At 50.4% G+C, this 19334-nt stretch carries 16 protein-coding genes; 15 read left to right on the top strand and 1 reads right to left on the bottom strand.

Annotated features, from left to right (window positions below; genetic code table 11):
• Positions 1-388 precede the first annotated feature (388 nt).
• The 14 genes from BLQ17_RS17335 to BLQ17_RS17265 all read left to right on the top strand — a co-directional run bounded on the left by BLQ17_RS17335 (position 389) and on the right by BLQ17_RS17265 (position 16779).
• Positions 389-898 (top strand): hypothetical protein, encoded by a 510-nt coding sequence (locus BLQ17_RS17335; protein WP_092225141.1) that lies wholly within the window; start codon positions 389-391, stop codon positions 896-898.
• Positions 899-1452: 554 nt separating this feature from the next.
• The gene (locus tag BLQ17_RS17330; RefSeq protein WP_092225139.1) at positions 1453-2661 is read left to right on the top strand and encodes an L-serine ammonia-lyase; all 1209 of its coding nucleotides are present in this window, start codon (positions 1453-1455) and stop codon (positions 2659-2661) included.
• Between the two features lie 39 nt (positions 2662-2700).
• The gene (gene gcvT / locus BLQ17_RS17325) at positions 2701-5352 is read left to right on the top strand and encodes a glycine cleavage system aminomethyltransferase GcvT (RefSeq protein WP_092225137.1); all 2652 of its coding nucleotides are present in this window, start codon (positions 2701-2703) and stop codon (positions 5350-5352) included.
• A 132-nt stretch (positions 5353-5484) separates the two neighbouring features.
• The gene (locus BLQ17_RS17320) at positions 5485-6093 is read left to right on the top strand and encodes a class II aldolase/adducin family protein (protein ID WP_092225135.1); all 609 of its coding nucleotides are present in this window, start codon (positions 5485-5487) and stop codon (positions 6091-6093) included.
• 216 nt (positions 6094-6309) lie between these two features.
• On the top strand, positions 6310-6513 hold the full coding sequence (locus BLQ17_RS17315) for a hypothetical protein (RefSeq protein ID WP_092225133.1): 204 nt from the start codon (positions 6310-6312) through the stop codon (positions 6511-6513).
• Positions 6514-6807: 294 nt separating this feature from the next.
• On the top strand, positions 6808-7062 hold the full coding sequence (locus tag BLQ17_RS17310) for a hypothetical protein (protein ID WP_092225131.1): 255 nt from the start codon (positions 6808-6810) through the stop codon (positions 7060-7062).
• A gap of 316 nt (positions 7063-7378) precedes the next feature.
• Entirely contained in the window at positions 7379-7675 is a 297-nt protein-coding gene (locus BLQ17_RS17300; RefSeq protein ID WP_092225126.1) for a hypothetical protein, read from the top strand.
• A gap of 242 nt (positions 7676-7917) precedes the next feature.
• Positions 7918-8517 (top strand): flavodoxin family protein, encoded by a 600-nt coding sequence (locus BLQ17_RS17295; protein ID WP_092225124.1) that lies wholly within the window; start codon positions 7918-7920, stop codon positions 8515-8517.
• A 37-nt stretch (positions 8518-8554) separates the two neighbouring features.
• On the top strand, positions 8555-9274 hold the full coding sequence (locus BLQ17_RS17290) for a transglutaminase-like cysteine peptidase (protein ID WP_218121828.1): 720 nt from the start codon (positions 8555-8557) through the stop codon (positions 9272-9274).
• A gap of 246 nt (positions 9275-9520) precedes the next feature.
• Positions 9521-12592, top strand: a complete 3072-nt coding sequence (locus BLQ17_RS17285) for an AsmA family protein (protein ID WP_092225120.1) — start codon at positions 9521-9523, stop codon at positions 12590-12592.
• Positions 12593-12876: 284 nt separating this feature from the next.
• Positions 12877-13974, top strand: coding sequence for a redox-regulated ATPase YchF (gene ychF, locus BLQ17_RS17280; RefSeq protein WP_092225118.1), 1098 nt, complete (start codon positions 12877-12879; stop codon positions 13972-13974).
• A gap of 99 nt (positions 13975-14073) precedes the next feature.
• On the top strand, positions 14074-15546 hold the full coding sequence (locus BLQ17_RS17275) for an ATP-dependent DNA helicase (protein ID WP_092225116.1): 1473 nt from the start codon (positions 14074-14076) through the stop codon (positions 15544-15546).
• A gap of 188 nt (positions 15547-15734) precedes the next feature.
• Positions 15735-16436 (top strand): flavodoxin family protein, encoded by a 702-nt coding sequence (locus BLQ17_RS17270; RefSeq protein ID WP_092225114.1) that lies wholly within the window; start codon positions 15735-15737, stop codon positions 16434-16436.
• Between the two features lie 67 nt (positions 16437-16503).
• A complete protein-coding gene (locus tag BLQ17_RS17265; RefSeq protein WP_092225113.1) occupies positions 16504-16779 on the top strand; it encodes a hypothetical protein in 276 nt (91 codons plus the stop codon).
• Between the two features lie 20 nt (positions 16780-16799).
• Here the strand turns inward: BLQ17_RS17265 and BLQ17_RS17260 are convergent, their stop codons facing one another.
• Complete coding sequence (locus tag BLQ17_RS17260) at positions 16800-18101, bottom strand: peptidase U32 family protein (protein ID WP_092225111.1); 1302 nt, start codon at positions 18099-18101, stop codon at positions 16800-16802.
• A 201-nt stretch (positions 18102-18302) separates the two neighbouring features.
• On the opposite strand from BLQ17_RS17260, the gene mnmA reads away from it, so the two are divergent.
• Positions 18303-19328, top strand: a complete 1026-nt coding sequence (mnmA, locus tag BLQ17_RS17255; RefSeq protein ID WP_092225109.1) for a tRNA 2-thiouridine(34) synthase MnmA — start codon at positions 18303-18305, stop codon at positions 19326-19328.
• Positions 19329-19334 lie beyond the last annotated feature (6 nt).

Raw genomic sequence — 19334 nt, 5'->3', positions numbered from 1 at the left:
TCACATTATTTCAATAGATTAAGTTCATACTTCATATTAAATGTTTACGAAAGATGATTTTGCTGAATGGCGCAATTTCAATGACTTATATTTACATCGGGAATAGCTGACACTGAAGTTTAGAGTTTCGTAAATCCGCCACCACCGTCATAGCGGTGGATTTACGAAACTCTAAACTTCAGTCACAAAAGCATAAGACATAAAATTACACATGTAATACCAGCACCCCAGACATAAAAAACCATATCATACCGCTATCATTGCTTTTTATTGATATACCTAACATTTTATGATATATCATCTGTGGCTCAAATTAAATGTAAAAACAATATCCTGAAAACAAGCCGACAATAATCCCATACAAACTTTTAACAACAAGGTATTTATTATGCTAGATGGCCAGAACAATCAAATCGACAACCTTAAAGCTGAAGACCACAACAGGCGTATCGTCCTCAAGACCATAGTTGGCTCATCCGCAGCCTTGGCTACATTTTGTGCTCTGCCGACCAGATGGACCACACCTGATGTCGACCATGTTATCCTGCCTGCCCATGCAGCGACAAGCGGAGAAGTAATCTTGATTGAACATACGCTTGATTCGTGCATCGTTGAACTCGCTACCACCACCGAAACTGAGAAGCACTTTTCAGTTACCACTGCGATTTCGCCTCCGGCAGCGGGAATCAATATCACAATTATTTTTGAAGCCAAGTCGCTCGGTCAGACTCACCCACCGCAAACTACTCATGTTGTTACCGATGCAGACGGCTCGATAAACGCCTCGATTATCGCTCCCTTGACAGTACAGGAGGCTTGGGTCACGGTTTCCATAGATGATACCGAGGAAACGACAAAATGCTTTTATTTCATCCAGGCCCCGGTCCCTATTCCTTGACAGCTGAAAATAATCTGTAGTTTTTATTCTTTTCCTGTATCCCGGTTTCTTCTTCTGCCGGGCTATAGGAAGTTAAAGAGGACCAACTGTTACAAAGAGTTGCCTTACACCCTGTCGTGCAAGATATAAAGACCGATATGGTGAAATAAAAAATTATTTTCCAAATCGGCGGGTTCAATTTAAGTTCACAGGCCCATATCACCCTGCGACCGTATCAAGACCAAATTTTTTCTCCCTTCCATTATCCATTCTTATCCGGATACGCAAAGAGTATTTCGACAATAACCGGCCCGGCAATGCACCCTACGACCAGCCTCTCTCGGCCCCGTTTTTTCCATTTTTTTTGATAAAGCTGCAATAACTTCAAAAACGACTAAAAACAGGCGGATTTTCCTCAATATGTTGAAACTTATTGCAGGAAAAGATCTTTTTGCGGTTTACTTTCATAAACAACGAGTAGAACAAACGCTGGAGTCAGGGGTAACGAAATAAGTGAATAGTTACACCTGCGACCTTATCGCATCTGATCAGTGGAAAAGAGGCAATACCCGTACATGGATACAATAAGAAAATTATATCGAGTGGGCACGGGGCCATCAAGCAGTCATACCATGGCGCCGTCCAGGGCGACCAGGATCTTTTTGGCCAGATGGCCGGACGGTTGTCATTACCGGATTACATTATTTGCAAGTCTCGCTGCAACGGGCAAAGGACACCTTACCGACAAGGCAATAGCAAAAGAGATGGGGGCACGCTCTTTTGAGATCTTATGGAAAGAAGAAGAAGTACTGCCCCTGCATCCAAACGGTATGCTCTTTGAGGCCGTCGATGACAAGGAAAGACTTCTTGGCAGCTGGGAAGTGTACAGTGTGGGAGGCGGGGCGTTGAGCGACAAGGACTCCAAGGATGACTCCAGCAGTATCTATCCCCTCACCACCATGGACACTATCCTTGATCACTGCCACCAAAGCGGTCAGTCATTCTGGTCCTACGTCGAATCCTGTGAAGGGGAGCAGCTGTATGATTTTCTCGAAGAGATCTGGCAAACCATGAAAACATCCCTTAAAAAAGGGATTGCTACCGAAGGCACTTTACCGGGCGGACTTGGCCTTGCGAGAAAAGCCAAATCGCTTTACAGCAAGACCAAGATGTTGAAAAAAGAATTCGGCCAGGATGGTTTTCTTGCCGCCTACGCATATGCGGTGGCGGAAGAAAACGCTACCGGCGGAACTATCGTCACCGCGCCGACCTGCGGTGCCTGCGGAGTCGTCCCGGCGGTCTTGTACTATCTGACCCAGACCATGCGGCTGTCTTCGTCCGATGTGGCAAGAGCGCTTGCCACCGCCGGACTTGTTGGAAACCTGGTCAAACACAACGGTTCCATCTCAGGTGCCGAGGTCGGCTGCCAGGGAGAGGTCGGAACCGCATGTGCCATGGCTGCCGCTGCGGCAACCCAGGTTATGGGAGGTTCAGTCCGGCAGATCGAATACGCGGCGGAAATGGGCCTTGAACATCACCTGGGGCTCACCTGCGATCCGGTGGACGGTCTTGTGCAGATTCCGTGCATTGAAAGAAACGCCCATGCCGCCACCCGGGCATTGAGTTGTTGTCACTTTGCCCTGCTGACCGACGGCAACCACAAAATCAGTTTTGACGATGTCACCAGAGTAATGAAGGAGACAGGACAGGCCATCCCATCGTTATACCGTGAAACTTCCGCTGCCGGCTTGGCAAAGGTATACAGGAAAGAGAAAAAGAGTTAACCGGAAGTAGACAACTTAAAGTGAGCAGGAGCAAAATCAATGGATTTACTGAAGACTTTCTTCAACGAAAAGCATCGCGGGCTAGGAGCTAAAATGGTCGATTTCGGCGGATGGGAGATGCCTGTCAATTACCCGGCGGGAGTATTGCAGGAACATCTCGCGACCCGAAGAAATGCTGGATTGTTTGACGTCTCCCACATGGGAAGGTTCGCCATTTCCGGCCCCGATGCACTGCCCTTTCTTCAATACGTTCTCACCAACAATGGTGCGGCACTCAACGTTGGCGAAAGTCAATACACGATCATCTCCGACAGTGACGGCCATGCTCTTGACGACGCGTATCTCTACAGGTTTGACGAAGACCGGTATATCCTGGTGGTGAATGCCTCCAACAGGGAAAAGGACTGGGATCATTTTCTTGAACAAAGCGGAAATTTTCCCGATCTGTCCCTTACCGACCGCACCTTCGAAAGCGCGATGCTCAGTTTGCAGGGCCCAAAAGCAAAAGAGATACTCTCGGACCTGATTACCTCCGGCCATCTTCCCATACCGGCGCGAAACAGTCTCAGCAGTGTTTGTCTCAAGGAAATACCGGTGAACCTTGCCAGAACAGGGTATACCGGTGAGCCTATCGGCTTTGAACTGTTTATCGAACAAACTGACGCGCTTGAGGTTTGGGACATGCTTCTGGCAAAAGGTGTCCAGCCTGTTGGTCTCGGAGCAAGGGACACCTTGCGGCTTGAGGCCTGCCTTCCCTTGTACGGCCACGAATTCGGAGTTGATGCCGAAAATCACCCAATTCCTATCTTCGCCTGCCCGCTGGCAAAATTTGCAGTCAGCTTTTCAAAAGAGAAAAAGGACTTCATCGGACGCGATTCCCTACTGGAACAGTTTTCTGCCTTCAAGAAAATTGTCGCTTTTGATTATTCTAAAAAATCAGCACTGCCACGAATCATCCTGCCCCTGGCGATCACGGACAAGGGTATCGCCAGGGCGGGAGATGAAGTTTACAAAAACAACAAACTTATCGGTCACGTCACCAGCGGGACCTCGGTACCCTACTGGAAAGTTACCGGGGAAGGCATCGCCTCGGGCTATAGTGAAGAAAACGACAGGAGATCAATCTGTCTGGTCCTGATCGACTCAGACACATCACGGGGCGAGGAACTTGAGATCAAGGTCAGGAAAAAATTTCTCAAAAGCGTCGTGGTCCCATATCATATGCGAACCGATGCGCCGCCCCACTCCCGTGCTGTTTTGTGGAACCAGCTGTCCCTGCCGGAAAAAAGCGACAACAAGGAACAGGAGACAATAAAAAAACTTACCTCGCTAATAGATAAAACCATTGCCAACACCAGATGGCGGCAACAGCAATGTATCAACCTTATCCCTTCTGAACAGTCAGTTTCCAGAATCGGGGCGATGCTGTCCATTGCTGATCCTGCCGGGAGGTACGCCGAGCATAAAAAAGTAAAAGCTTTTTTCGACAAGGAAGTTTTCTATTACCAGGGCACCGGTTTTATTCGGGAGGTAGAGAATCTACTGGCCGATGAGCTCAGCAAATACCTGCATTGCCGCAACGTCGAGACCCGCCTGATTTCCGGCCAGATGGCCAACACAGCCGTTTTCAGCGCGCTAGTGGATTATCTCAACAGAGCCGATCGAAAAAGTGAACAGAGAAGGATACGCAAGATCATCAACAACCATATCCTCAACGGCGGCCACCTGAGCGCACAACCCATGGGCGCCTTAAGAGACTTTGTCGCCAGGGATCCCCGGACAGACCGCCCCGCGGTTGTCAATTTTCCCGTATTAAAGAATAATCCCTACAAAATCGATATTGCTGCCTTAAAAGATATTATCGAAATCCACAGGCCGGAACTCATCATTTTCGGGAAAAGCATGACCATCTATCCCGAACCGGTGGCTCAGGTTCGCGAGATGGTCGACGCTCTGGAGATACCCTGCGTTATCATGTACGATATGGCCCACGTTCTCGGGTTGGCAGGCCCACACTTCCAACAGCCCTTTCAAGAGGGGGCGGATCTCGTTACCGGCTCTACCCACAAAACCTTTTTCGGTACCCAGCGAGGTATTGTCGCCGGCAACTTCGAGGAGCACGATCCTCAATACGCTTTCTGGGAGACTATTGAAAGACGAACTTTTCCGGGCAGCGTCAGCAATCATCACCTTGGCACCATGCTCGGCCTTCTGGCCGCCGCCTATGAGATGAACCATTTCAAGGATGAATATCAGCAACAGGTTCTCAGCAACGCCAAAGCCTTTGCCAGGGCCCTTAGCGATGCGGGTTTCAGCGTGGCCGGAGACCCGGAAGACTCATTTACCCACACCCACCAGGTTATCGTGCATGTCGGCTACACCAAAGGTCCCGAAATCGCAACCCGCCTTGAGAAAAACAACATCATCGTCAACTATCAGGCAACTCCTGAGGAAGAAGGTTTTACCGCGTCAGGCGCCTTGCGTATAGGTGTAAGCGAAATGACCCGGTTCGGCATGAAAGAAACCGATTTCCAGGAACTCGCCCAGCTTTTTGTAGACGTTATACGCCATAACAATACCGTGAAGACAGAAGTTGCACAGTTCAGGCAGAAATTTCTTGAAATGCAATTCTGCTTCAAAAACGATGAACTGGATGGATTGACAGAGCAATTGTCACAGCTTATGGGATAATATTTCTGGCGCGTGAATCCGGGCGATGCAGTACGCTCCCCTGCATCGCCCGAACAATCGCCCCCGTACCGTTGACCGCTCTCTACCCGACTCCATGGCCCAACGCCGCCATTTTCAACAAAACGCACACCCATGACAACAGAACAGTACCAAGGAGTAAAATTTACCTATCGCTCCCGGAAAAAAACCTATCAGTACGATACCAGGCTTAACCGACTCAACTACTGGGCATACCTCTTCGCCGAACTCGGCCTTGCTCCCGCTCATACGGGCGGCACATACGGAAACTCTTCATACCGAACCGGTGAAACCAGCTTCATCATCACACGCTCCGGCATGACTCCTTCAGCCACGCTCGACGTAAACGCGTACAGCCATATAGTAGGCTATGCTGAAGAATCCGGAACTTTTCTTACAGAAGGGGTTGCAACACCTTCCTCCGAGAGTTTTCTACACCAGTATCTCTATCAATCGCTGCCACGGGTCAATGCAATCCTGCACGGCCACTGTTTTCTGCTCAACATGAGGGCTGAGCAACTCGGCATTCCGGTTACCCGGAATTTTTTTGACTACGGCACCAGAGAACTCGCCCGGTCCGGTCTGGAACTAGCGCTTGAGGGGTACAGTTTTTTTCTGCTCAAAGATCACGGATTCGTGGCTCTTGGCACAGATATCGACTCCGCAGGAAAATTAACGCTGCACTATTACGGTCAACTTGTGGCACTGCTCCGGTCAGCCTGAAACAGGACATCGCCCGGTTGTCAGGAAAAAAAATATTCACCTTGATTTTCTTTTTTTATTTTTTCACCAACATGCAACACTTTGAAACTGCATATTATTTTGACACATTATAGGTAAATATACCTATAATACCTTGTTATTCTCCTCAATTTACTCTTTCAATTGTCTCCCGTAGTATGAGTGGTGTGTAAAAATACTTCATCTGAGGAGAACGCCATGTCAGATAACCCGTTGTTGTCAGAAATCAGCACCGCCGTCCCCAACCACTCCCAGAGCTGCGCCATAAGCACAAGTGGAGGAACCAGGATTAAAACGCCGGATCACAACTACGTCATAATAACCCGGAACAGGAACAACTCCTGGGTCGATGATCTCGACACTTTTCATAAACTAAACCAGCTTCACCGGGTTTTCAACTGAACCATCAAGCGGCCGGGATACCAAAGACCTCCCTCCCTTCCCTGACCTATTGCCAAGGGTCAAGGACAATCCCGGTACAGATTGGTTGCAGTAGTACCGAAAAAGCTGCAGCCACAACGAAACGGCGGCCGGATACAATCCGGCGCTGTTTCAGATGACACACCCCGATACACGTTGCATCAAGGCAACAGCCGTATAGACATTTTTTTTTACCGCATTTTATGGTAAGATCCGGTTCTGGTAAGCAATTTCTGCACCGTAAAATAGTCCAATCCTCCCTTAAAAAAATACGCCATGGCCCTCGAACAACTCTATCTGCATGTGTCTGCTTTTGTGGTGAGAAACCAGTTTGTTTTTCTTCTTCTGCTGCTGACGGTCGCCGTATTTATCTGGAAAAAGCCGTCATTGATGCTGAAATTGACGGTGGTTACTGTTGTCTTGGCCGCAGGCCTCTATTCAATATCCCTGCTGACCGACTCCGTCAATCTTCAGCCTGGCCACCGGTATGAAAGCACCACCAAATCCCTTGGGGATATCCCACAGGATTAACCGGTTTCTCCACCGGCAAAGGCTGTCTTGAAAAAAGCAGCTGGTGCCCGCGACAGGACCATAGCCGTTGTCGCCCTCCCAGTTGCCGCTGTCAACCGCCGCCTTCTTCCTGCAAACCGTTCAGGCCCCTGATCCGGACCGGCTCCAACCGGATTTATTAACGCTTGTTGGCTTACCCGTGAAAATTCCTGGCAATTCTTTTTGACCTGCAGCTCCATCAAGATTTATAATACAAGCAGCAGAACAAGAGATTTTGTTGCGCTGGGGAGATCACCCGAAGTGAAACAGTTCTATAAACCCAGAACGGAGAATCCATATGCAATCACAAACCTATCGCGATATTATCGACGAAAAAATAGAGGAATGGCAGAAGGGTCTTAAAAAAATCGAAGAGATTGCCGTCAGAGCTCCCTCAACCGACCGGACAGACCTGATTGCCCAGAAAGATAAGCTCAAGGCCGCCATAGAAGCCGCCACGGCCCAGCTCCGCGAACTGGACGAACAGGAAACAGTACAAAACACCATTGAAACAAAAGATAAGATCCTGAAAATATTCAGCGCCATCGATAGAGATTTATCCAAATATGACGACAGCACCCCGTTTATGCTCTGAGCGGTCACAGGTGAGTTGTCGTAGAACTTCACTAAAAGAAGCGGTCTGCTGATACTTTTGATCGCTTTATCAGTTGACGTTCCCATTTTTTCGCTTATGGGCGGCAAGAAATAACCGCAACGCACAAGTGCGCGATTTCTTGCCAAACTGGCCATTGACACCAAACAAAAAAATGTCATAATGTTTTTGTTCAGACCAGTCGATTTTCAGGCGCTTTTACACAACTATTACAGAGGAGAGATATGGTCCGCATTTCGGCTATTTACGGAAGTCCTCGACGTGACGGAAACAGCGCCGGCCTGCTCAGGCAAGCGGTGGCCGGAGCCCGGGAAAACGGCGCAGAGGTGGAAGAAATCATTCTGCGCGACTACAAGATCTCACCCTGTCTTGAAATATACAACTGCATCCAGACCGGCAAATGCGCAATCAAGGACGATTTCCCTAAAATTGAGAAAAAACTGGAAGCCAGTTCAGGGATAATGCTGGCCTCACCCATATTTTTCTACAGCGTCAGTGCCCATACCAAAATTTTCATGGATCGGTGCCAGTCTCTATGGGTAAGAAAATACTGGATCAACAAGAAATCCCTGGGCCAGGAGCCACATAGTCGCAAGGGACTGTTTATCTCGGTCGGAGCTACCGAAGGGAAAAAACTATTCGACGGGGCTATTCTCACGACAAAATACTTTTTTGACGTCCTGGATGCTGAGTTGTGGAGAACAGTTCTTTGCCGCGGCGTCGATCGCAAGGGAGAGATTGAGCACAGACAGGATTATCTGCAGCAGGCGTATGAGGCGGGAAAAGATCTAGCGCAAACTCTCAGCCAAAAGGAATGCAGGTAATTTCTGCCAGCAGCAGCTATCAAGATGACGCCAACAAATGGTGAAGTTATTGCGTAGTTTCCATAAGACAAGAAGATACACCGTTGCGACCGTATTTTTCATGCTGGTTTTTCCTTTATTGTTCAACGGCTGCGGCAAAAAACCAGTTGACCATCCTCTGCCTCCGGTTATTGAGCCCAAACCAGCTGTAAAGAAAAGCAGTGATGACAACACCCCAGCGGCCCGTATCAACCGCTGGCTTGCGCTGATGAAGAACAAATACACTGTTTCGGTGCGGGAAAAGCTGGAACTGGTCAACCTGTTCTTCAATCAACTCGAATTCATCGATGACATATATCTCTGGGGCACAGAGGATTACTGGGCGACACCCCAGGAGATGCTGATCAATAATGGCGGCGACTGCGAAGACTTCGCCATAGCAAAATATTTTACCCTCAGCAGGATGAACGTTCCCCAGGAGAAAATGCGTCTTGCCTATGTAAAATCCCTGCGGCAACAACAACCGCATATGGTGCTGAATTATTTTTCGGCAACAGATGGTGACCCGCTGGTTTTGGATAATGTCGAACGTGAAATTTTATCTGCTTCACAGCGTCCTGACCTGATTCCTGTCTACAGCTTCAACAACCGCGGACTCTGGATAGGAGAGAACCCAACCCCAAAAACCTCACCCCATGGTTTGAGCCGCTGGCAACAGCTCCAGGACCGTTTTTACCAAAACACAGTAACCCATCTCCGGGACGAACTGGTGGATTAAGATCTTTCCCACATCTGGTGTGCATCAGCCTGGATCCTGGCAAAACAGGAAAACCGCTTTTTACGTATCAGTGACATGGTTATTTTCAGGTAAATTTTGCACCAAACCGCATTCCTTGCCCTTTTCTTTTGCTGCACCAGACAAATCTTATAGATTATTACCACTTTTTTATCCGCAGCAGTGGGTGCCGACAGTGAAAGGTTGCCTGTGATGCTGTGATCTTACGCCAAAAGGAGGCACATATTCATGAAAAAAAATACCTCGTCCGGTAAGAGAAAATTCCTGTTGTTAGTGGTTACCGGTGTGCTGCTGTTGGCTGCATGTCTGGTGTTTTTCCTGCCCAGCATCATCTCCTCTCCATGGGGGGTCAAAACGGTTCAACAATCTCTTAGCGACAGATTACCCGGCCTGATAAAATTTGACAGACTCTCCCTCGGATGGACGATGCCGGTACACATAGAAGGATTTGTCTATGAAGACCAGGCGGCGAAACTGGCTGTCACCGCAGCCGATATCCAGACGTCAAAGGGACTCCTTGGGTTTCTCAGTGATCATCAGGACCTTGGAGAGATAACAATCGATTCTCCGGTGGTAACTGCAAGCCGGACCGCAGGACCTGAAAAAAACGCGACCACACAGGCTGGTGGCGACAAAACCGGGGAGCAGGGCACGACTACCCCGCCAGACCCGGTCCAGCCCCGGCAAGCTTCAGCTAAAAGCGGGAAAACCCAATTTAGTCTGCCCGCTATTACCGCCACCATTGTGGTGAAAGACGGCGCGGCAGTAATGGTATCGGATAAAGGGAATAAGACCCCCCTCCTGCAACGGCTCAACCTCACGTCAACTGTTTCCGGTCCGCAAAACTTTCTCAGTTTTTCAGCTGACTGCTATGATGGTGACAACAGCGGGAGCTTCAGGGGCGACGGACAAATATTATTTCCCGGTTCAACCGCCGCTGCAGCGGACGCTTCCCATTCCATGGCTTCCGTTGTCATAGATAATTTTCAGATTGCAAAAATACTTGACCTGGTGTCGCAGATAAACTCTTTTCCCCAGGGGAGCGGGCTTCTTAACGCCGATTTTATCCTGACGGGTCAAGACATAGACATAGCCCAGGTCAAGGGTAATTTTTCCGTTGACCAGCTCAATTTCCACGGTGGAGCTATCGCCCCTGACACTCCCTCTCTGGGCACCATAACCCTTGATGTCGACGCGGAAAAAAAAGGTGCCAGCTATGGTCTTAACCGCGTTTTACTGAAATCCTCGCTTGGGCAAGCTGTAATCAAGGGATCATTCGGTACGGCGACCGACTCCCAGATCGAAGCCGCTCTCTCCCTCGATCTGGCCCAGATTTTCCGGCAATTCCCGGCCACCCTGAAACTCAGACCGGGGGTAATAATCGACACCGGCAAAATCGACACTACCGCCCATGTGACGAGTTCAGGACCGGCAACCATGTTCGATCTCAAAACAACCCTCCAGCATCTCAAAGGCGTTGCCGACAACAGGGCCGTTTCCTGGAACGAGCCGATAACCGTTGTTGCCAAGGGCATAAAGGATCAGACCGGAATAGGGTTGGACCTATTCAGTATAGACTCCCCTTTCCTGCAGGGTAAAGGTCACGGCAATAACGATGGGATGGAACTGCAGCTGGCAGGCGATATCGGTAAAGGCCTGACCCGGATCGCCAGGTTCATAGATCTCGGCGGATACAGTGGTTACGGCAGCGTAAACGTAGCAATGAAGCTCACTGCAAAGGAAAAGGAGCTTCGAACCATAACCGGAGATCTCGCCATCGCTGACTTCACTTTAAAGCGGGGCGACACCATTCTGATACCCGCTGAAGAATTTGGTGCTTCCGTCAAGGCAGATATCCGGTTGGACCACTCCATGAGGTTCAGGAGTGCAGACAACCTTGCACTTGATATGACCAGCTGGCTTGGGAAGACAACTGTCACGGCCGACCGTATCGAAAGTGGCTCCGAACAGAAAATAGACAGTATCACCGGTTTGCAGCTCCAAGCCGGCCTGTCGCCATTTCATCTGACCAAACTACTGCACACCTTTAACAAATTGCCGGAAAACATGAAATTGGTCGGTGATAAAGCGATTGGTGTGAAACTGAGCGTTGCTGAGATGGGAAATCAAAAAGTTGTCGGCGCTGGACTCATAGACGGGATCAAGCTCGCAACGGCTGACGGTCAACCGGTCGATCAGCGACTGAGCCTCAAGCTTGACCTGGACCAGGCCGGCGACAGCGGTAACCTCACCGTCAACAGCTTTGAAATATCCTCACTCCCCGCAACCGTAAGCGGCAGCGGCACCTTCAAAGAAGGCAAAGGCGCTCAAGCGGTGGGGGGTGAAGGTATCCTGTCGCTTGACTGGAACCAGATAAGCCGGTTGATGCAAAATTTATACAATATCGACCTTACCATAAAGGACATATCCACCGAGCCGTTTGTCGTACGAACCAGTTCGCCAAACGGCAAGTGGAACGATGCGATCGCCAACACTGAAATCGCAACCTCTTTTGGAGTGGAATCGGCTGACGGCTACGGAGTCAGCATAAAACAGCTCACGGCTCCTGTACAGTTGAAAAATTCTCTTGCAACATTCGATATCCAGGGCGATCTCAACCGCGGCAGGCTCACCCTCACCCCATCGATAGACTTCACCCACAGTCCGCCACTGCTCAGTTTTCCGGAAAACAGCCAGATAGTTTCCGGTGCCGGCCTGACCGCGGCAATGTCCAACGATCTGCTGGCAAAAATTCACCCGCTGTTTAAGGGGGCGGCGATCTCCAGCGGCACCGTTGATCTGAATCTTTCCTATTTCCACTGGCCCTTGGACCATCCCGCGGGAAAAGATGCCGATTTTAAGGGAAACCTTTTCTTCCACGACACCAAGCTGCAGGCCGGAGGCATTTTACTGCCTCTGCTGGATGCGATGAAGGCCAGAGAACAACAGATCACTCTTGGCGAACAGGCGATCGAGTTTAAGGGGAAAGAGCAGCGAATCCACTGCTCGCCGCTTGAGATTAAGCTGGATGAACATACAATCCGTCTTTCCGGCTCGGTCGGATTTGACAAGAGCCTGGATTACCAGGCTCTTATTCCTGTTACCAGAAAGATGGTGGGGGGTGACCTGTATAAGTATCTCGAAGGATCTTTTATCACCGTCCCGATCAGCGGCACGGTCACCAAACCTTCCATCAACAAAAACTTTATCGACACAGCTCTCAAGGATTTGATTTTACAGGCTGGCAAAAAGCGGATATCAGACCAGGCCGGCTCAATTTTACAAAAACTTTTCGAGTAACAGTGAGTCGCTTACCCGGTTTTTGCGCCGATATTTTTTTACCGATCGGCGCAAAAACCGGTAACTGCTAGATGAACTGCGCCAACCGGCTGACAATTCTGCATCTGCTGGAAATTGAGACTATATGTCAACAATTGCTTGATATTTATTTTCAATCACGTATATTGTCGAACCTTTTATTTTGTATAAACCAGTACCGGCGTAAAAGACTGTTTTGTCTTTTACGCCAATTTCATATGTAGTGCGTGTTCGCGACGATACACAATGTTAGCAGGAGCCAGCCAATGAAAATCGGTATAGTCGGGTTGCCAAATGTCGGCAAATCCACCCTTTTTAACGCCTTGACCAAGGGGGGCGCCGAAGCCGCCAACTACCCCTTCTGCACAATAGAACCCAATGTCGGCATCGTCGCGGTGCCCGACGACAGGCTCGGGGCTCTTGCCGATATCAGCGGGTCGAAGAAAATCATTCCCACCACCATTGAATTCGTCGATATAGCCGGTCTGGTTGCGGGAGCTTCCCGCGGAGAAGGTCTTGGTAACCTGTTTCTCAGCCATATCCGGTCGGTGGACGCCATAGCGCACGTGGTAAGGTGCTTTGCCGACGACAACATTACCCACGTTCACGGTGGACTGGACCCCGTATCCGATGCCCGGACAATCAACCTGGAACTTATCCTCGCCGACCTGGAGCTGGTGGAGAAAAAACTTGAAACCGAAGGCCGAAAAGCCAAAAGCGGCGACAAACAGGCCAAGGTCAGATTAAGCGGTCTGCAGAAGCTGCAGCAGAGCCTGGAACAGGAACAACCCGCCCGGCACTGCAAGCTAACCCCGGAAGAGAAAACACTGCTCAGGCGTGACTGCCAGTTTCTTACCGACAAAAAAGTCATCTATGTCGCAAACGTCGACGAGGCCGACCTACCGGACGGCGATGACAACAGTTACGTCAGCAGTCTCAGGAGTTACGCCCTGAGCCAGGGGGATCAGCTGGTCTGCGTCTCAGCCAGGGTTGAAGCCGAGCTGGCCGAGCTTGACGAGGACGAATCGGCGATATTCCTCCAGGAGCTGGGCATCGAGCAATCAGGGTTTAAAAGACTGATCAATGCCGCCTACAGCCTTCTTGACCTGATCTCTTTCCTCACGACCGGGAAAATAGAGACCCGAGCGTGGACCATTCGACGCGGAACCCTGGCCCCCCAGGCCGCGGCAGTCATCCATACCGATTTTGAAAAGCATTTCATCCGTGCCGAGGTGGTTCCCTTCGATGACCTGATTTCGGCCGGATCGTGGAATGGGGCGAGACAACAGGGAAAACTGCGCACCGAAGGGAAAAACTATGTGCTTGGTGACGGAGAAGTCACCCACTTCTTGACCAGCGCCTGAGGTGGCAGAACAAAATCCACATCCTCGCTTGACATCCAGTCCTGAATAGGAAAATATAAGGTTTCTTGCAATAAGTTCCACTTGATTCCGGGAAACCTTATGGACCCTTTCACCCTCATAGCGGTGGCGACTGCGGCCGGCTTTGTTTTCAATAAGATGAGCGGCTCCTCTGTCAGGGAAGAACGCCGTGAATTCACGTACAGCAGAGACCTTGTCGCCCGCCTCAAACCCGATAACCGGTCCGAATTCGATCTGGCGGCAATCGATGTCCTGAAAGAGTACCGCCTGGTGAAGAAACTGGTTGACAATCAGTTTCCTCTCGTTTTTATCACCGGCGGGGCCGGCACCGGAAAGAGTACCTTTGTCAGATGGGCAATGAAGGAATTTGCAGGGTCGGTGCTGCTTGGGGCTCCAACAGCCAACGCCGCGATAACAGCAGGTGGCAAAACCCTCCACTCCCTCTTTCAGCTTCCCACCGGATGGATAGTGAAATCCCATATAAAAAAGGCGCCCCAGAAAAGAGAGTTCAGGGAAGCCAAACTTCTCATCATCGATGAAGTATCGATGGTCACAGCCAACCTGCTGGACGGCATAAGTGCTTTTTTGCGGGTTAACCGTGGAGTCAACGCCCCATTCGGAGGTCTTCCGGTGATCATGGTCGGCGATATGTTCCAGCTCCCGCCGGTCGTCACAAAAGATATTGTCCCCCTCTATAAAAAGATTTACGGAAGCCCCAAATTCTATAACGCCAGATGTTTGCAGCAGGCCACCTATTATGGTGTGGAACTCACCAGGACCTACCGTCAGTCGGACCAGGAGTTTGTCGATATCCTGACCAGGCTGCGGGAAGGTGTAGATCTGAAAAACAGCGTGGCTCATCTCAACAGCCGCTGCACCATTACCGACAGAGTTGGCCCCGGAACCGTCTGGCTTTCTCCCCGCAACAGGGAGGTTGATTTTCGCAACAGTGAGGAGATGACAAGGCTTTCCGGTACAGCGAGATCCTACCGCGGCCTGTTGAGCGGACAATTTTCCGGAGACAGGCTGCCGGCGCCGACGGACCTGACAGTGAAGGTCGGCGCCCAGATAATGTTTACCCGCAACGATGTCAACAAAAGGTGGATCAACGGCTCTATCGGCGTTGTCAGAAGGCTTCTCAACGACAAGATCTTCATCGAGCTTGCCGAGACCGGGAAGATCGTCGATGTCGGCAGAGTCAAGTGGACCGATTACCACTATTTCTATAACAAAAAAAGCAACCGGATAGACAGAACCCGCACAGGGTCGTACCAGCAATTCCCACTGGTTCCGGCCTGGGCGTCAACCATCCATAAAAGCCAGGGAAAAACCATAGAGAACGTGCACCTTGACCTTGGAGCCGGATCGTTTGAAACCGGTCAGACCTATGTCGCACTCAGCAGGTGCCGTTCACTGTCGGGGCTCACCCTTTCCAGGCCGCTGACCGTCGCCGATATCATCGTCGACTACGAATCGAAACAATTTTACGACGGATTGCGTCAGATAATAAAGAAACTCCCCCCGAAAAAAATGATGCAGACCCTCGCCGGGTAACTGTTTTTTTTACTTGAAGACCAGCTTTTATACCCATTTACCTGCAACCAGTGGTTGGCCATGTCCCGGGTGCAGAAAACCGGTATGCACAGCACCGCCCCTGCAAAGTTTCTTTTGAATTTTACCGGCGCTTACCGTAAGATTTAACAACAAATTGTTTTGTTGCGTACCGACTACAAGGAGAGAAAATGAAGATATTAGGCATATCAGGCAGCCCGCGTCCAAAAGAGCAATCCGCTGTTTACAGGCTGGTTGAGACGGTTCTTGAAAACACCGGGATGGAGTACGAGCTGATCTCTCTTCGCAACAAATCGATCTCCGGCTGCATTGCCTGCCTGGGATGCGTAAAAGACAACGTATGCAAAGTCGAAGATGATTTCACGCCCATCAGGGAGAAAATAGTCAAGGCGGACGCTTATGTGGTCGGTGCGCCAAACTATTATTCGACGATAAACGCCGCCTCCCATGCTTTTTTCGAACGATGGTTCCAGTTCCGCCATCAGGCGGGCAACCATCTCTGGGGCAAGCTCGCTGTAACGGTTGGCGCGGGAGGTACAAGCGGAAGGATTCCGGCCGACTGCCTGGAAACCTTTCTTCTCTATAATTTTATAGAGACAGTAGCCAAAGTCCATGGCCAGGGAGCCGCTTCATGCTACAGCTGCGGCTATGGCGAATCCTGTCAGGTGGGCATACCAAACATGCTTCACGGACCGGGAGTGAAAATTACCGAGGATATGATTCCGGACGTAAAAAAACAGCCGGACGTCATGGCGGCTGCGGTAAATGCCGGCAGACTGCTTGCTTCAAGACTCCAGTCTGACCATGACAGATTGGCAGTTACCGACACCATGCAGGCCAAGATGATGTCAATGTTCGAATCGGCTGTCTGATTTTACATTACCAAAAGGTTTGCCGGTTCCTGGCAGCCGACCCGGATCGCCGGCATAAGAGGGAGACATGCTCGCCGAAAAATGGAACACCCTTATTGTCGTTGCTTTTGCCATCGCAGCCCTGATCAATGCCCTGCTGGCCAGCTGCTTCTCGTTTTACTACCGGAAAATTCCTTCGGGGCGACTTTCTCACGGCCAGCTGCGGATCAAGCAGGGCAACGCCACCTTCGAACACAGGACAAACGTATTTGCAACAGCCCTGGTTTTGAGCCTTTTTAATTTTCGCATTTATCTGGGCGCAGCGCTTATATGGCTGGTGCTGAATTTTTTGCTGCTGCGGTGAGAAAATCTTCCCCTACTTTGTTATGCGTCAATCTTTGTTCTTCTGAAGATCCCATTAACCGCAGCCGTCTCAACCGACGAGTCGAGCTCAAGCCACACTCTGTTTCCGGGATTTGCCTTTTCCACCGTCTCGTCCTGTTCATCTGTCATGGAAAGAATTTTCACCCTCTGATCGGCCATGCCCCGGTCCATATATTCAACCGTTTCCCCGGGAAAGACCGTATTCCGCATCTCCACCAGAAGCCTCGGACCACTGTTTTCCCGGACCACCGCTACCGGTTCGCTGGCCTGGCCCATTCGCGAGGAAGAGTAGATCATCTCTGAACTACCGGGCCGGTCGATGATAAAATTCTCACTGGTTCCCCTGGTGCCCAGACGATGGATTTCGGCAACGAATTCCTGCGGCATCACGATTTTTTCCGGATTTTGCCATGCTGTGGCCGGAAGAGTTGCGAGATAATCCAGCGCCCTTCGGTATACCCGGACCACCCCACCGACATAAAAGATTGACTTCATCCTCCCTTCTATCTTCAGCGAATCGACTCCGGAAGCGACCAGCAGCGGGAGTTTTTCAAGCAAACAGAGGTCCTTGGAATTAAATATATATGTTCCCCGTTCGTCCTCATCGACCGGGAAATACTCCCCTGGCCTCTTCTCCTCCATCAGGGCATAGCTGAAGCGGCATGGATGGGCGCAACTGCCCTGGTTGGCATCCCTTCCGGTCAGGTAGTTTGACAACATGCACCTGCCAGAATAGGAAATACACAGCGCCCCGTGGACGAATATTTCCAGCTCCCCTTCAACATGGTTTCTGATCGCTGCAATTTCCTCAAGGTTCAACTCTCTTGCAAGGTTCAACCGCGAAGCCCCCTGGCCAAGCCAGAACTCTGCTGACAGTTTATTGGTGACATTTGCCTGGGTAGACAGATGCACGGAAAGAGCGGGAACAACTTTTTTTACCGTCTCGAGGATTCCCGGGTCGGACAGTATAAGTCCGTCCACCCCTGTTTTTTCCAGCTGAACCAGATACTGAGGCAAATCCGCCAGATCCCGGTTGTGGGCGAATATATTTACCGTTACATACACCTTCACCCCATGCTCGTGGGCAAAAACGACACCCTGACGCATAGCTTCGAGGCTGAAATTGCCCGCCTTGGCACGAAGGCTGTATTTTTTGCCCCCAAGGTAGACAGCGTCAGCACCGTAGTGAACCGCGGTTACCAGTTTCTCATAATTACCGGCCGGCGCCAGAAGCTCGGGTAACTGCAGAGGTTTTCCCCGGGATATTATTCCGGGCGCAATGTCGCTTTTATTTTTATCCATGGTGAGGTAAGGTATTCTTCTGTTTTTTTTCCGACAATCTTTGCAACTGTGTCTTATGTTTATTTTTTAAAGAGTGGACCAAGGGTAGTGAAAAACAGTCTTGTCCCTTATATGCGCATACCGATATGTATGCATGAAAATCACGATTTTCAAGTCGTAATACGCCGCACACTTTTTACTCGATAATACAGGCAAAACAAAATGAAAGTTGGCATTGCTATGAGCGGAGGGGTCGATTCCACCGCCTGTGCACTTCTGTTGCGCGAAAAATATGAAGTCGAAGGATTTTTCATGAGGCTGGCGCAACCCGCTTATGACGACCAGAAAAAAGGAGTCGAAGAGCTTGCGTCAGCCTTGGGCATCAACCTCCATATCATCGATCTGCATCACCAATTTTCGCAAAAAGTTCTTGACTACTTTACCGCCACCTACTTCCGGGGACACACCCCCAACCCATGCGTAATCTGCAACAGGGAAATAAAATTCGGGCTTTTTCTTGAGACCATACTTGATCACGGCATGGACCGGATGGCCACCGGTCACTACGCCCGCATTGAGTGCAACGAAAACAGGTGCCGACTTTTTGCCGGCGACGATTGCGAAAAGGACCAATCGTACTTTCTGTCACGGCTTGACCAGAGACAATTGAACAGCATTCTTTTCCCCTTGGGGTCGATGACCAAGGAATCGATCTATCGCTATGTGGAACAGCAGGGCTTCCACGGGTTCAGGGGAAAAGAGAGCCAGGACGTCTGCTTTCTTGAAAACAACCGCATAACCGATTTTCTCGAAAGCCGTAATCCTGCCCAGACCGGCAGCGGCCCCATCGTCACCGGTTCCGGGGAAGAACTCGGCGTGCACCGCGGGCTGCACTGCTACACCATAGGCCAGCGAAGGGGGCTGGGCATTTCCAGCGACAGCCCGCTCTACGTCATACGGCTTGACACCGCCACCAACAGTGTCGTAGTAGGGAAAAACGACGAGCTGTTTAAAACATCGGTTACGGTAAAAGAGGTGCACTGGCTGGCCGGGTCCGCACCTTCTGCCAACAAGAAGTACAAGGTGCGAATCCGCTACTCCCACCGCGGCTCTTTGGCTCAACTGAGCCTGCTTGACAACAACCGGGCACGTTTTGTATTTGACCAGCAACAGCGGGCCGTAACCCCTGGCCAATTTGCCGTTGTCTACGACGGCAGTGAACTGCTGGGCTCGGGCATCATCGAATAAAAACAG

The sequence above is a fragment of the Desulforhopalus singaporensis genome, assembly GCF_900104445.1.
Lineage (GTDB): Bacteria > Desulfobacterota > Desulfobulbia > Desulfobulbales > Desulfocapsaceae > Desulforhopalus_A > Desulforhopalus_A singaporensis.
This window is presented reverse-complemented; position numbering and strand designations above follow the sequence as displayed.

Bases quoted from the DNA above. Each gene is read 5' to 3' on its own strand.
- BLQ17_RS17300 (WP_092225126.1), top strand. From the start codon at position 7,379: ATGCAATCACAAACCTATCGCGATATTATCGACGAAAAAATAGAGGAA.
- BLQ17_RS17315 (WP_092225133.1), top strand. From the start codon at position 6,310: ATGTCAGATAACCCGTTGTTGTCAGAAATCAGCACCGCCGTCCCCAAC.
- ychF (WP_092225118.1), top strand. From the start codon at position 12,877: ATGAAAATCGGTATAGTCGGGTTGCCAAATGTCGGCAAATCCACCCTT.
- BLQ17_RS17295 (WP_092225124.1), top strand. From the start codon at position 7,918: ATGGTCCGCATTTCGGCTATTTACGGAAGTCCTCGACGTGACGGAAAC.
- BLQ17_RS17275 (WP_092225116.1), top strand. From the start codon at position 14,074: ATGGACCCTTTCACCCTCATAGCGGTGGCGACTGCGGCCGGCTTTGTT.
- BLQ17_RS17335 (WP_092225141.1), top strand. From the start codon at position 389: ATGCTAGATGGCCAGAACAATCAAATCGACAACCTTAAAGCTGAAGAC.
- BLQ17_RS17265 (WP_092225113.1), top strand. From the start codon at position 16,504: ATGCTCGCCGAAAAATGGAACACCCTTATTGTCGTTGCTTTTGCCATC.
- mnmA (WP_092225109.1), top strand. From the start codon at position 18,303: ATGAAAGTTGGCATTGCTATGAGCGGAGGGGTCGATTCCACCGCCTGT.
- gcvT (WP_092225137.1), top strand. From the start codon at position 2,701: ATGGATTTACTGAAGACTTTCTTCAACGAAAAGCATCGCGGGCTAGGA.
- BLQ17_RS17270 (WP_092225114.1), top strand. From the start codon at position 15,735: ATGAAGATATTAGGCATATCAGGCAGCCCGCGTCCAAAAGAGCAATCC.
- BLQ17_RS17310 (WP_092225131.1), top strand. From the start codon at position 6,808: ATGGCCCTCGAACAACTCTATCTGCATGTGTCTGCTTTTGTGGTGAGA.
- BLQ17_RS17260 (WP_092225111.1), bottom strand. From the start codon at position 18,101: ATGGATAAAAATAAAAGCGACATTGCGCCCGGAATAATATCCCGGGGA.
- BLQ17_RS17320 (WP_092225135.1), top strand. From the start codon at position 5,485: ATGACAACAGAACAGTACCAAGGAGTAAAATTTACCTATCGCTCCCGG.
- BLQ17_RS17285 (WP_092225120.1), top strand. From the start codon at position 9,521: ATGAAAAAAAATACCTCGTCCGGTAAGAGAAAATTCCTGTTGTTAGTG.
- BLQ17_RS17330 (WP_092225139.1), top strand. From the start codon at position 1,453: ATGGATACAATAAGAAAATTATATCGAGTGGGCACGGGGCCATCAAGC.
- BLQ17_RS17290 (WP_218121828.1), top strand. From the start codon at position 8,555: ATGGTGAAGTTATTGCGTAGTTTCCATAAGACAAGAAGATACACCGTT.